We start from the raw sequence: 12,274 nt of genomic DNA, 5'->3' as shown, positions 1-12,274 counted from the left end.
GCGAAGAACCCGCCATCTGGCGGGTTCTTCGGGCGCCGCCTATGCTGCGGCGGCGCTCGAGGTGGCGCAGCGGCTCAGCGCGGCAGGTCGAACAACAGGAATTCCGTGTCCTGCGCATCGGCGAAGTGCAGCTCGGCCTCGTCGACGATCTGCGCCGCATCGCCGGCCTTCAGCGCCTGGCCATTGAGCGTCAGCGAACCGCGGATGACCTGCACGTAGGCGCCGCGCCCGCTGGCCAGCGGGTAGGCGATGCGCTCGGCGCCGTCCAGGATCGCCGCATAGATGCGCGCATCCTGGTGGATCCGCACCGCGCCGTCCTCGCCCTGCGGCGCGGCGATCAGGCGCAGCTGGCCGCGCTTGGTCTCCGGAGCGAAGTGTTTTTCCTCGTAGCCCGGTTCGATCCCGGCGCGTTCCGGCATCAGCCAGATCTGCAGGAAGTGCACCGGCTCGCTGGCGGAGTGGTTGAACTCGCTGTGGGTGACCCCGGAACCGGCGCTCATGCGCTGCACGTCCCCATAGCGCAGCACCGAGCCGTTGCCCATGCTGTCCTTGTGCTCCAGCGCGCCGTCGAGCACGTAGGACAGGATCTCCATGTCGCGGTGCGCATGGGTGCCGAAGCCCTGGCCCGGCTGCACCCGGTCCTCGTTGATCACCCGCAACGGCCCGAAGCCCATGTGGCGCGGGTCGTGGTAGTGGCCGAAGGAGAAAGTGTGGCGCGAGGACAGCCAGCCGTGCTCGGCGCGGCCGCGGGTATCGCTGGGGCGGATCTGCAACATGGGAAGCTCCTGTAGTGGCGGTATGTGCAAGTGGATCGATAGGCAGGGCGGTCGCGATATCTGCTCGATTTCGTCGCCGCCTTGCGGTGAGGGAGAGTATCCGCGCTGTCCCGTGGTTTGAAAAACGGATAGATTCGGCATCTATCATCGAAAAATTCGAAAATGCTCAAGATCAGTCTGGACGCCTTGCAGATCGTCGATGCCATCGACCGCCGCGGCTCGTTCTCCGCCGCCGGCAAGGCCTTGCACAAGGTGCCGTCGACGATTTCCTACACGGTGGCCAAGCTGGAGCAGGACATGGGCGTGCAGCTGTTCGAACGCCTGGGGCCGAAGGTGGCGCTCACCGCGGCCGGGGCCGAGTTGCTGCGCGAGGGCCGGCATCTGCTGCGTGCGGCCGGCGATCTGGAGCTGCGGGTGCGGCGCGTCGCCTCCGGCTGGGAGACCGAGTTCGCGCTGGGCCTGGATTCGGTGTTCGCGCCGGACTGCCTGGCCGAGGACATCGCCGCGTTCTATGCGGTCGCCGACCGGACCCGGCTGCGGATCGTGCAGGAGTCGCTGTCCGGCACCTGGGAGGCGTTGCTGGACCGGCGCGTGGACCTGCTGGTCGGCGCGGCCGGGGAGGGGCCCAGCGGTGGCGGCTATGTGGCCGAAGCCTTGGGCACGCTGCCGTTCGTGTTCGTGGTGGCGCACAGCCATCCGCTGGCGCAGGCGGCCGAGCCGCTCGGCCGCAGCCAGCTGGCCGAGCATCGCGCGATCGCGGTCGCCGATTCGGCGCGGCGGCTGCTGCCGCGCACGGTCGGGCTGCTGTTCGGCCAGGATGCGCTGACCGTGCCGGACATGCGCAGCAAGTATCTGCTGCAGGTGGCCGGGCTGGGCTTCGGTTTCCTGCCCGAACCCTACGCGCGCGCGGCGCTGGCGCGCGGCGCGCTGCTGCGCAAGCAGGTCGAGGAGCCGAAGCCGGACGAGGTGTTCCAGTTGGCGTGGCGCAGCGGCGAGGAAGGGGCGGCGCTGGCCTGGTGGCGTGCGCGCATGCGCCAGCCCGGGGTGTTCGAGGCGTGGCTGGCGCGGCTGCAGGCGCGATTGGACTGAGCGTGGGCGGGTCTGTTCCGCTGGTGATGCGCCATCGCGCGCGCCGGGCGTCGGCGTCGGGAGGATAATGGCGCATCCCTTTCTCCCCCAGGCGCAGGCACGGCCATGCAGGAACTGATCGCGCGTTACGGCCTGGGCCTGGTCTTCGTCAACGTGCTGGCGTTGTCGCTGGGGCTGCCGGTGCCGGCGCTGCCGACCCTGATCCTGGTCGGCGCGACCTATGCGCTGCTCGATGGCAGTGCGGTGTGGAGCAGCCTGCTGGCCGCGTTGTCGGTCTCGATCGTGGCCAGCCTGATCGGCGACCTGGTCTGGTTCGGTGCCGGCCGCCGTTACGGCAACCGCACGCTGCAATCGCTGTGCCGCCTGTCGCTGTCGCGCGATACCTGCATGAAGCAGACCGAGCGCTTCTACACCCGCTGGGGCGTGCGCGTGCTGGCGGTGGCCAAGTTCGTGCCCGGCCTGTCGATGGTGTCGGTGCCGATGGCGGGGGCGATGCGGGTGCGGCCGGGCGCGTTCCTGCGCTACGACGCGCTGGGTGCGGCGCTGTGGGCCGGCTGCGGGCTGCTGCTGGGCCTGGCGTTCGCCGACCAGGTGCAGGACGTGCTGGACTGGCTGAGCCTGCTCGGCACGCGTGCGGTGCTGCTGCTGGCCGGCCTGCTGGTGCTCTATATCGGCTATCGGGCCTGGCGCCGGCATGCGCTGCTGAAGTCGATGGAAACCTTGCGCATCGACGTCGACGAACTGTACGCGTTGATGCAGGGCGAGGCGGTGCCGGTGCTGCTGGACATCCGGGCGCCGGGGTATCGCACGCTCGAGCCGTATGCGATTCCCGGCGCGCTGGAGGTGGACGATCGCGATGTCGAGGCCATCGTCGAGGCGTTGCCGCGCGATCGCAAGATCGTCATCTACTGCGCCTGTCCGAACGAGGTGTCGGCGGCGGTGCTGGCCACGCGCCTGCGCCAGCGTCACTACGAGGACGTGGTGCCGCTGCGCGGCGGGCTGGACGCGTGGCGTGCGGCAGGCTATGCGGTGATCGAACTGCAGGACGGCGCAGCGGCGCAGGTGGCCGGTATCGACGGCAAGATCGCGGCATGAAGATGCGACGCCTGTGCCGGGGCGGGACATAGCGCCAGGCAGCGCGCAGGCGCAGGCGTGACGTTCATCCGGCTGGCGCGCCGACGCGGATTCCTTCGGGCGCATGCGAGGCTTGCGGTCTGGGTGCACGCCGGACAGCATCGATATCGCCCGCCACGCGGCGCCGATGCGCAGGTTCGGACAATCGCCGACGCCACGGGGGAGGGAGCCCCGATCCAGACAGTGCCTGCGAGCGTCGGTCGCGAGTCTGGCGCTCGGCGTCGCGGGCCACCGCTGTACGGCGGATTATGGCGAGGCCGTTTCCAAGGCCACCTGCTCGAGGATCACGTTGTCGTCGATCCGCCAGATCTTTAGCGTGTGAGGCCCCGCCGCGACATTGGCGAAGGTGTGTTCGAGCGTCTGCGCATTGTCGATCACGGCTTTGTACCAGGCCTTCTGTCCGGGCGTCACGGCGCCACCGCCGGTCGCGGACAGCGACGACGTCAGGATCTGCACGTCGCCGTCGTCCAGCGATACGCCGAGCCGCACGCCCTGCGTGCCCAGCGTGTCCAGGGTCGGCGCCAGTCGAATGCGCGCGCGCGCGGTTCCGGCGCTGGGCAACGCAACGTTGTAGCCGAGCCACATCCGGTCGGCCGGCGATGTTGCCGGTCGTCCTTGTGGCCAGGCGATGACGGCGCCGTCGCGGCCTAGGTCGGGGATCGTCTTCCAGGCCAATCCCGCGCCCTGCGCGGCGCTGTCGAATTTGCTCGCCTGGATCGTCCCGGCCTGCGCTGGCGTCTTGTCGGGGCGGCCGAAAACGATGTTCGCCGCCAATTTGTCCGGCGGGGTGTCTGCCGACACGCGGACGATGCTGGGCATGGTCTGCTGGGTCGGATCGTTCCAGATCACGTAGCTCATATGGACCTGATTCATCATGCCGGCCCACTTGCCGCCGCCAAGCGCGTGATAACGCGCGGTCAGTTCGGCATCGCGCTTGAATGTCGCCTCGACGATGTCGGCGAAGTGATTGGCGCGCGCGTCGTTGTGCGCGGCGAGCCTGCGATTCCAGGCCGTGGCGTAATACATCTCGTAGAGATTGGAGAGTGCCAGCACCGGATGCTCGACGAGCTGGAAATACGCGTCCTGCTGGTCGGGGCGCAGGCGCGCCTTGATCGTTTCCACCTTCTTCGCCAGCGCCCGCCACTGGTCGACCAGTGCACCGAATTCGCCGCCGTCCAGAACCGGCCCAAGGCCCTGGCCGAGGGCGAAGCTGTCGTAGTCGATCAATTCGGGTTTGCGGCGCGAAGCGTAGGTTGCGTAGGTGGTGAGCACCTGGCCGATGTCGAGACCAAGCGCGTCGCCGAAGGTGGCGCTCGCCCATTGGCGCGGGAACGCCTGCAGCGCGTCGGGCGTCATCGCCTCGGGGTTCCAGGCCATGCGCATGAAGAACGACAGCGGGTATTCCATCGGCTTGATGTCGCCCACGTTGACGATCCAGAGATTGCTGGCGCCGCGCCGATAGGCCAGATCCATCTGCTGCCAGACCTTGGCGACCTGGTTGGTGTTGATCCACTTGTAGTTGCGCGGCACGCCGACATAGTCGAAGTGGTAGTACACGCCGTACCCGCCGGCGCGATCGAGGCGGTCCTTGCCGGGAACCGGCAGCCGCCGGATCTGTCCCCAGTTGTCGTCGGAGAACAGCAGGGTCACGTCGTCGGGCACGCGCATGCCGTGGTCGTAATAGTCGAGCACTTCCTTGTACAGCGCCCAGACCTGCGGGGTCTGCTGTGCCGGCTTGCCGGTGACCTCGGCGATGATGGCGCGCTGGTCCTTGACCACCTGTTCGAGCAACTGGGTCGCCGCGCCCTCGGCCATCGGCTCGTCGCCATCGCCGCGCATGCCCACGGTGATCAGGCTTTCGTAGCCGACGCCGTCGCCCTTGGACATCATCCGTTCGATGCCGCCGCGCCAGAACGCGCGCAGATTTTCGGCGTTGCTGGCGTAGTCCCAGCGGCCACCGGTGATGCCTTGATCGGTATGGCGATGCCATTCGTCCTGGGCCCGGGTCATCGGCTCGTGATGGGAGCTGCCCATCACCACGCCCATCGCGTCGGCCAGCACCTTGTTGTTCGGGTCGTCGTCGTTGAACGCCCTGGGTGCCCACATCGCCGGCCACAGGTAGTTGCCCTTCAGCCGCAGCATCAACTCGAACACGTGCGCATAGGCCTTGGCGTTGATGCCGCCGAACTTGGCCTTCGCCCAGCCGCTGAACGCCGGATCCTCGTCGTTGATGAAGAAGCCGCGGTACTTCACGCGCGGGTGGTCGCCGCGGGTGCCTGCGGTGAGATAGAGCGCGGGCTTGCGGGTCACCGGCACGTCGGCCCACCAGACCCACGGCGAGACGCCGATCCGTTCGGAAAGGTCGTAGGCGCCGTAGACCGCGCCGCGGCGATCGGCACCGACGATCAGCAGGGCGCGCGCGATGGTCGGCGTGGGCCGGTCGACCACGATCTGGCGAAAGCCTTCCCACTCGCCGGCCAGGTCGCCGAGTTTGAGCGTGCCGCGCTTCACCAGCCCGTCGATGAGCGGACTCTTGCCCAGCACGCCCAGGATCACGGTCGGGCCATGCGCTTCAGTCAGCGTGGCCGGTGCGGATGGCGAATGCCCGCTGACGCGCTCCAGGTCCTCGCGCAAGCTCGCGGCTGCATGGCGCACCGCTGGATCGGCGCCGGCGTCGACATACACGTCGGCAGGAACGTTGCGCTCGATCAGGGCGAAACTGCCCGTTCGTGCGGCCGCGCATACGCTGACCGGATCGTCGCAGGCCATCGCTGGCGAACCGAATGCCATCAGCAGCAGGGTGGCGACGATCGCGCGTGGGGTGGTGATCGCGTGCCGGGCCGGCCTGCGCATCTTGCTCGCTTGCAAAACATTCGCCATGCGTTTTCCCCGCTGGTCTCCATGAGTGGTGTCGGTTTCCGCACCATGCTGCAGTGGGCGAATGCCGCCAGTCCCAGTCGCGTCGGCCGCGACCTCAAGCGACGCGGGAATACCGGCCGAATCCGATCGGCGCATGCGCCGCGACCAGCCGATGTTAGCGCAATCATTGCGGGGCGATGCCCGTCGGAATCTGGCCAAATCCGGCCTGTGCAGGCAATCGGCCAACGGGAACGGTGGCAGCGACTGCGAGCGCATTTCCGTGTTCCCTCGATTCGCCCATGCAGGCCCTGCGCCGCATGTGGCGAGGCGTAAACGCCTGGCGGACGCGCAAAAAAAACGACAAGCGCAGGCTTGTCGTTTTTCATCTGACTGGTGCGCCCGGAGAGATTCGAACTCCCGACCGCCTGGTTCGTAGCCAGGTACTCTATCCAACTGAGCTACGGGCGCGTGGTCAGGCGCGGGATTATTCCCGAGTTCTGCCGATTCGTCTACAGCGGCGTGCGCCGATGCGTCGCCGGGCTGCGCGATGGTGCGCGTGCATGCCCGCAAAGCGCTGGCGAACACGCAAAAAAAAACGACAAACCGGGTTTGTCGTTTTTCATCTGACTGGTGCGCCCGGAGAGATTCGAACTCCCGACCGCCTGGTTCGTAGCCAGGTACTCTATCCAACTGAGCTACGGGCGCGTCGTCAGGAGCGGAATTATTACCGAGTCCGCCGGACCCGTCAATGCCCTTCGTGGAAAAAATTCAGTCCGCGCTGCCGAGCAGGGCCTGCGCCACGGCTGCCGGCCGCTTCATCCACGCGAAATGGTCGGCCGCGGCGCCCAGCTGCGCCGCGTCCAGCGAGCGCAGCGCCATCTTGCGCAGCAGGGCGCGCAGCGAGGTGTCCGGCGCCATCCAGTCGTCCTGCAGCAGCACGCCGCGCACCGGTGCGCTCAGCTGCGCCAGCAGCATTTCCAGGTCCGCTGTCATGCCTGCGACCGCATAGCGATCGCTCAGGCCCACCCGCGCCCAGTCCGCGATCAGCGAACGCGCTTCGGTCCCGCCGAAGCCGAGCCTGCGCCCCTGCAGCACGCCCTGGCGCCGGGCCAGCCACGGCAGGAAGCGATACGCCAACGGCAACAGATACCGGCGCGGCGCGGCGAACCGGCGCCAGTACGGCGTGCCGCTGGCGACCAGCCACAGCTGGGAAAAGGCTTGCGGATGCAGCGCGGCGTAGCAGCAGGCGATCTGTCCGCCGAGGCTGTGGCCGCCGATGAGCGGCGGCAGCGCGCCGTGCTGCGCGATCGCCGCGTGGCTGGCCGGCAGGTCCTCGCACAGCAGTTGCCGATACCCCCAGTCCTGCGTGCGCGACGGGCGCAGCGTGCTGCTGCCGTTGCCGCGCCATTCGTGCAGGAACACCGCCACGCCCTGCGCGGCCAGCGCTTCGGCGAACGGTAGGTAGTGGCGCGCGGCCACGCCCAGCGCTGGCAGCCACAGCAGCGTCTGGCGCGGCGTCGCGGGAATGCGTGCGAGCAGCGTCCAGCGGTGGCCATCGCCGGCGCTGGCCGGCAGCGTCTCGCTCGCCGGCGTCTGCGTGCTCATGCGTGGCGCGCGGCGCCGAAGTGGTCCAGCACCACCACCTCGCTGCGGCCGGGGCGGTAGCCGCCCTGCAGCGCGCGGGCGACATAGTCGATCGCCGCCTCGCAGGCCACCGGCAGCGCCAGCCCCTGGCACAGTTGCGCGGCGATCGCCGAGGCCAGGGTGCAGCCGGTGCCGTGCGCGTGCAGCGGCAGCCGCGCATGGCTGAATTCGCTGCGGCTGACGCCGTCGTCGTAGCGGTCGATGACCCGATGGCCTTCGTCCATGTGGCCGCCCTTGAGCAGCACGGCCTGCGCGCCGGCCTCGAGCAGCGCGGCGGTGGCGTGTTCGGCATCGTCGGCGTTCTCGATCGCGCGGCCCAACAGCAGCTGCGCTTCCGGCGTGTTCGGCGTGACCAGCGTGGCCAGCGGCAGCAGGCGGCGGCGCAACGCATCCAGCGCATCGTCCTCGAGCAGTTTGGCGCCGCTGGTGGCGACCATCACCGGGTCCAGCACCACGAACGGCGGACGGTGGTGCTCCAGCGCATCGGCGACCAGGTGGATCACCGCGGCATTGGCGAGCATGCCGAGCTTGACCGCGGCGATGTCGAAATCGGCGAAGCAGGCATCGATCTGCGCGCGCACGAAGTCCAGCGGCGGCACGTGCACGGCGTCGACCCCGCGGGTGTGCTGCGCGGTCAGCGCGGCCACCGCCGACAGGCCGTGCACGCGGTGCGCGGCGAAGGTCTTCAGGTCGGCCTGGATGCCGGCGCCGCCGCCCGAGTCTGTGCCGGCGATGCTCAGTGCGGAGACGACAGTGGGTTCGCTCATGCGCCGATTGTGCAGCGCCAGCTGCCGCTTGGCGACCGCGGGCTCAGCGTTGCTGGCGGCGGTAGTGGGCCTGCAGCGTGTAGGTGATGCCGACCAGGCCGGTCAGCAGCGCCGGCACCAGCAGCGCATCGAAGCCGATGTGGCGATAGGCCAGGGCGCCGAGCACGCCGCCGAGCAGGAAGCCGCCGATGATCAGCAGGCTCAGGCGAATGCGCCGGCGCGGCAGCGGCAGGCCGCGCAAGGCCTGGCCCAGGCCGATGCCCAGGTCGGTGAACATGCCGGTCAGGTGAGTGGTACGCACGACCGCGCCGCTGTAGGTGGTGGTCATCGCGTTCTGCAGGCCGCAGGCGGTGGCGGCGAGCAGCGCGCCGAGGATCTGCTGCTGCTTGAATGCCTGCATCGCCGCCAGCAGCAATGCGGCTTCCAGGGCCAGCGCCACGCCGTAGCGGCGGCCCAGGCGCAGCCGGCTGTCCTGGATCACGATGCCGCTGAGCACGGCGCCGCCGAGGAAGGCCAGCACCACGCCGAGCAGATGGCCGATCACGCGCATGTCGCCCTCGGCCAGCGCCGCGCCCAGCAAGGTGGTGGTGCCGGTCAGATGGGTCACTGCCTGGTGCTCGAAGCCCAGATAGCCGACCACGTTGACCATGCCGGCGACGCAGGCCAGCGCGCCGGCGAACGCCCAGGCCCAGCGCGGCAGCTCGAAGTTCATGCGCCGCGGCACCGCCGCCGCGCGGCGCGCGACGGGCTGGGCGAGGGCGGGCGGCGCATGCGTCGCGGCCTACTTCGCGCCGTTGACGGCGATCTCGGAGAACGTGCCGCTGTCCGGATCGAACACCGCGCCCCAGAAGCTGCCGCCGCCGCCGCACACGCGCACCGCATCGACGCTGGGATCCAGCTCGCTGTCGTCGCGCGGCTTGAACGCGTTGACGTAGATCGCTTGCTTGCCGCGGTAGACGATGCCGACGTACTGGCGGTCGTAGCTGCCCGGATCGGCGATCGCGGGCTGCAGTTGCGCCAGCCGGGTTTCCAGCTGCGCGATCTGCTCCACGCTCGGCGCCCAGTAGCCGCTCACCGCGCCTTCCTGGCGCGCGGGGCTGTCGCGCGAGCAGGTGTCGAGCACCTGCGCGGCGGTGCTGTTGCGGGTGACGATCCACGACTGCCCGGCCTTGATCGCGGTCGGCACGCTGGCCGGCCCGCGCGTGGTGGCGCACGCGCCGAGCAGGGCCAGGGCCAGCGCCGCGCCGCCGAGGCGGCATGCGCCGGCGGCGTTCACAGCACCTCCGAGGCGTAGTCGGCCAGGCGCGAGCGCTCGCCGCGGCGCAGGGTGATGTGCGCGCTGTGCGGCCAGGCCTTGAACCGGTCCACCGCGTAGGTCAGGCCGGAGGTGGTCTCGGTCAGGTACGGGGTGTCGATCTGCTCGACGTTGCCCAGGCACACGATCTTGGTGCCGGGGCCGGCACGGGTGATCAGCGTCTTCATCTGCTTCGGGGTCAGGTTCTGCGCTTCGTCCAGGATCAGGTAGCGCGACAGGAAAGTGCGTCCGCGCATGAAGTTCATCGAGCGGATCTTGATCCGGCTGGCGAGCAGGTCGTTGGTCGCCGCGCGGCCCCAGGCGCCGCCTTCCTGGTTGTGGGTCAGCACTTCCAGGTTGTCGGTCAGCGCGCCCATCCACGGCGTCATCTTCTCTTCCTCGGTCCCGGGCAGGAAACCGATGTCCTCGCCGACGCTGACCGTGGCGCGGGTCATGATGATCTCGCGGTAGCGCTGCTGGTCCATGGTCTGCGCCAGTCCCGCCGCCAGCGCCAGCAGGGTCTTGCCGGTGCCGGCGGTGCCGAGCAGGGTGACGAAGTCGATCTCCGGATCCATCAGCGCGTTGAGCGCGAAGTTCTGCTCGCGGTTGCGCGCGGCGATGCCCCACACCGCGTGCTGGCCGCTGCGGAAATCGTCGACCAGCGCCAGCGTCGCCTTGCGCTCGCCGTTGACCTTGACCACGCGCAGTTCCACTTCGTCGTCGCCCGGCAGGTACAGGTATTGGTTCGGATACCAGTCCTCGTCGTCGGCCAGCGCGATCTCGTAGCAGGTGCGGCCCTTGTCGCTCCAGCTGCGCAGGTCCTGGTTGTGCTTCTGCCAGAAATCCTCCGGCAGCTCGATCGCGCCGGTGTACAGCAGGCTGAAATCGTCGAGTGCGCGGTCGTTCTCGTAATCCTCGGCGGTCAGGCCGCTGATCGCCGCCTTGATCCGCAGGTTGATGTCCTTGGACACCAGGATCACCGGCGTTTCCGGGCCGTCCTCGCGCAGCGCCAGCACCGCGGCCAGGATCTTGTTGTCCGGCGCCACCGTGCCGAAGCTGCGCCCGGGCTCGACCGGGCGGGTCTGGAAGTACAGCCGGCCGATGCTGCCGCTGCTCTTGAGCTGGATGCCCTGCGGATGGCTCAGCGGGATGCCCGACTCGATCTGCTCGGCGCCGGCGCCCTCGATCAGCTCGTTGAGGAAACGGCTGACCTGGCGCGCGTTGCGGCTGACTTCGGACATGCCCTTCTTGGCGTTGTCCAGCTCCTCGATCACCTGCATCGGCAGGAACACGTCGTGTTCCTCGAACTTGAACAGCGCGGTCGGGTCGTGCATCAGCACGTTGGTATCCAGCACGTAGATGCGCTTGCCTCGGGTCATCGTGGATTCCTGGGAATGGAGCAGGGAAAGACCATCACCGCCTGCGCGGGGCAGGGGGATGCGGCGTGCGGGAAACGCGAATGATCACTGCTGGGCGGCGGCCTGCAGCGCGTCGAACACGGCCTGGGCGTGGCCGGGAACCTTGACCTTGCGCCAGCTGCGCAGCAGCCGGCCCGAAGGCGAGATCAGGAAGGTGCTGCGCTCGATGCCGAGCACCTGGCGGCCGTACATGTTCTTTTCCTTGATCACGTCGAACGCGCGGCACAGGGCCTCGTCGGCGTCGCTGACCAGCGGGAAACGGAAGCCCTGCTTGGCGCAGAAATTGTCGTGCGACTTCAGCGAATCGCGCGAGACGCCGAGCACGGCGGCGTTGGCCTGCTCGAACTGCGGCAGCAGCGCGTTGAAGTCGATGCCCTCGGTGGTGCAGCCGGGGGTGCTGTCCTTCGGATAGAAATACAGCACCAGCCAGCGGCCGGCGTAATCGCCAAGCGTGGCGCTGGCGCCGCCGGACAACGCCAGCGGCAATGCCAGCGTGGTGCGGTCCAGGGTGTCGCCGTCCTTCATGGGGTGTCCTCCGCGTGCATCGCCATCATCTGCGTTCGACTGCGCCGATGTCCAGCGCGGATCAGAACTTCATCGGGTCCATGATCGCGTCCAGGTTCAGGTGGTCGCAGAACTCGAGGAAGTCGTCGCGCAGCGCGGCGATGTGCATGTTCGCCGGCACCCCGATCGTCACCTGCGCCGAGAACATCTCCGCGCCGGTCTGCATCGCCCGGTAGCGGGTGCTCTGCAGGTTCTCGATGGTGATGCCCTGGCGGTCGAAGAAGTCGGCCAGCTGGAACAGGATGCCCGGCTTGTCGGCGGCGATGACCTCGACGATGTAGGGCAGCAGGTTGGATTGCGCCTGCTTGGCGCCGGTGCGGTACCACACCAGCTTCATGCCTTCCTCGCGGTCGAGCCGGGTCAGCATGGCTTCGAGCTTGGCGACCGAATCCCACGAGCCGGTCGCCAGCGCGGTCACCGACACGTCGCGGCCGACCGTGGCCAGGCGCGCATCGACCAGATTGCAGCCGCTGTCGGCGATACGCCGCGTCACCGGCAACAGCGGCGACTCCGGATGCGTCGTGTAGGCGTTGATCAGGAGGTGGTTTTCGGTCGGCGCGGGCCGGGGCGTGGTGTCGGTCAAAGGGGCTTCCGGCATTGCGTAGGATTGCGTAAGGCTGAACGGCGTCCGGGCGGTCGCTCGGTGCAGTATGCAGCATACTTGCCCGCGCTTTCGGGCCGCAAGTAACATGCGGGACGAATCGACGTTCATGCAGGCCGCGTGCGGCC

Annotated in this window: 11 protein-coding genes and 2 tRNA genes; 2 read left to right on the top strand and 11 right to left on the bottom strand. The window is 68.7% G+C overall.

Translation table 11 applies throughout. The features are described 5' to 3' along the window. Positions 1–74 precede the first annotated feature (74 nt). Positions 75–776, bottom strand: coding sequence for a pirin family protein (locus AB3X08_RS12455; protein WP_369932918.1), 702 nt, complete (start codon positions 774–776; stop codon positions 75–77). A gap of 162 nt (positions 777–938) precedes the next feature. Between AB3X08_RS12455 and AB3X08_RS12450 the strand changes: the two genes are divergently transcribed. Beyond that, positions 939–1,865, top strand: coding sequence for a LysR substrate-binding domain-containing protein (locus AB3X08_RS12450; RefSeq protein WP_369932916.1), 927 nt, complete (start codon positions 939–941; stop codon positions 1,863–1,865). Positions 1,866–1,970: 105 nt separating this feature from the next. Then, positions 1,971–2,960 carry a DedA family protein/thiosulfate sulfurtransferase GlpE gene (locus AB3X08_RS12445; RefSeq protein WP_369932915.1) on the top strand — a complete coding sequence of 330 codons (990 nt, stop codon included), beginning with the start codon at positions 1,971–1,973 and terminating at the stop codon, positions 2,958–2,960. 285 nt (positions 2,961–3,245) lie between these two features. On the opposite strand, the gene AB3X08_RS12440 is transcribed toward AB3X08_RS12445, so the two are convergent. The 10 genes from AB3X08_RS12440 to AB3X08_RS12395 form a co-directional block, all read right to left on the bottom strand. Beyond that, on the bottom strand, positions 3,246–5,852 hold the full coding sequence (locus AB3X08_RS12440; RefSeq protein WP_369932914.1) for a glycosyl hydrolase 115 family protein: 2,607 nt from the start codon (positions 5,850–5,852) through the stop codon (positions 3,246–3,248). 397 nt (positions 5,853–6,249) lie between these two features. Further along, a tRNA-Arg gene (locus AB3X08_RS12435) sits at positions 6,250–6,326 on the bottom strand. A gap of 160 nt (positions 6,327–6,486) precedes the next feature. After that, positions 6,487–6,563 (bottom strand) — tRNA-Arg (locus tag AB3X08_RS12430). A 63-nt stretch (positions 6,564–6,626) separates the two neighbouring features. Continuing rightward, the gene (locus tag AB3X08_RS12425) at positions 6,627–7,463 is read right to left on the bottom strand and encodes an alpha/beta fold hydrolase (RefSeq protein ID WP_369932912.1); all 837 of its coding nucleotides are present in this window, start codon (positions 7,461–7,463) and stop codon (positions 6,627–6,629) included. After that, on the bottom strand, positions 7,460–8,269 hold the full coding sequence (thiD, locus tag AB3X08_RS12420) for a bifunctional hydroxymethylpyrimidine kinase/phosphomethylpyrimidine kinase (RefSeq protein ID WP_369932910.1): 810 nt from the start codon (positions 8,267–8,269) through the stop codon (positions 7,460–7,462). Before thiD ends, AB3X08_RS12425 begins: the two co-directional genes overlap by 4 nt. A 43-nt stretch (positions 8,270–8,312) precedes the next feature. Beyond that, entirely contained in the window at positions 8,313–8,981 is a 669-nt protein-coding gene (locus tag AB3X08_RS12415) for a YoaK family protein (protein WP_369932909.1), read from the bottom strand. A gap of 69 nt (positions 8,982–9,050) precedes the next feature. Further along, positions 9,051–9,545, bottom strand: a complete 495-nt coding sequence (locus tag AB3X08_RS12410; protein WP_369932907.1) for a hypothetical protein — start codon at positions 9,543–9,545, stop codon at positions 9,051–9,053. Then, on the bottom strand, positions 9,542–10,942 hold the full coding sequence (locus tag AB3X08_RS12405; protein ID WP_369932905.1) for a PhoH family protein: 1,401 nt from the start codon (positions 10,940–10,942) through the stop codon (positions 9,542–9,544). Before AB3X08_RS12405 ends, AB3X08_RS12410 begins: the two co-directional genes overlap by 4 nt. A gap of 84 nt (positions 10,943–11,026) precedes the next feature. Further along, complete coding sequence (locus AB3X08_RS12400) at positions 11,027–11,506, bottom strand: peroxiredoxin (RefSeq protein ID WP_009604221.1); 480 nt, start codon at positions 11,504–11,506, stop codon at positions 11,027–11,029. 61 nt (positions 11,507–11,567) lie between these two features. After that, on the bottom strand, positions 11,568–12,143 hold the full coding sequence (locus tag AB3X08_RS12395; RefSeq protein WP_087943489.1) for a glycine cleavage system protein R: 576 nt from the start codon (positions 12,141–12,143) through the stop codon (positions 11,568–11,570). Positions 12,144–12,274 lie beyond the last annotated feature (131 nt).

This window comes from Xanthomonas sp. DAR 34887 (genome assembly GCF_041245805.1).
GTDB classification, from domain to species: domain Bacteria; phylum Pseudomonadota; class Gammaproteobacteria; order Xanthomonadales; family Xanthomonadaceae; genus Xanthomonas_A; species Xanthomonas_A tesorieronis.
The sequence above is the reverse complement of the archived record's forward strand: the minus strand, read 5'-3'. Positions and strand labels throughout refer to the sequence as shown.

What these genes read in the sequence shown, in the direction of transcription:
- AB3X08_RS12400 (WP_009604221.1), bottom strand. Translation starts at nt 11,506, where the DNA reads ATGAAGGACGGCGACACCCTGGACCGCACCACGCTGGCATTGCCGCTG.
- AB3X08_RS12405 (WP_369932905.1), bottom strand. Translation starts at nt 10,942, where the DNA reads ATGACCCGAGGCAAGCGCATCTACGTGCTGGATACCAACGTGCTGATG.
- AB3X08_RS12395 (WP_087943489.1), bottom strand. Translation starts at nt 12,143, where the DNA reads ATGCCGGAAGCCCCTTTGACCGACACCACGCCCCGGCCCGCGCCGACC.
- AB3X08_RS12455 (WP_369932918.1), bottom strand. Translation starts at nt 776, where the DNA reads ATGTTGCAGATCCGCCCCAGCGATACCCGCGGCCGCGCCGAGCACGGC.
- AB3X08_RS12415 (WP_369932909.1), bottom strand. Translation starts at nt 8,981, where the DNA reads ATGAACTTCGAGCTGCCGCGCTGGGCCTGGGCGTTCGCCGGCGCGCTG.
- AB3X08_RS12445 (WP_369932915.1), top strand. Translation starts at nt 1,971, where the DNA reads ATGCAGGAACTGATCGCGCGTTACGGCCTGGGCCTGGTCTTCGTCAAC.
- AB3X08_RS12425 (WP_369932912.1), bottom strand. Translation starts at nt 7,463, where the DNA reads ATGAGCACGCAGACGCCGGCGAGCGAGACGCTGCCGGCCAGCGCCGGC.
- AB3X08_RS12440 (WP_369932914.1), bottom strand. Translation starts at nt 5,852, where the DNA reads ATGCGCAGGCCGGCCCGGCACGCGATCACCACCCCACGCGCGATCGTC.
- thiD (WP_369932910.1), bottom strand. Translation starts at nt 8,269, where the DNA reads ATGAGCGAACCCACTGTCGTCTCCGCACTGAGCATCGCCGGCACAGAC.
- AB3X08_RS12450 (WP_369932916.1), top strand. Translation starts at nt 939, where the DNA reads ATGCTCAAGATCAGTCTGGACGCCTTGCAGATCGTCGATGCCATCGAC.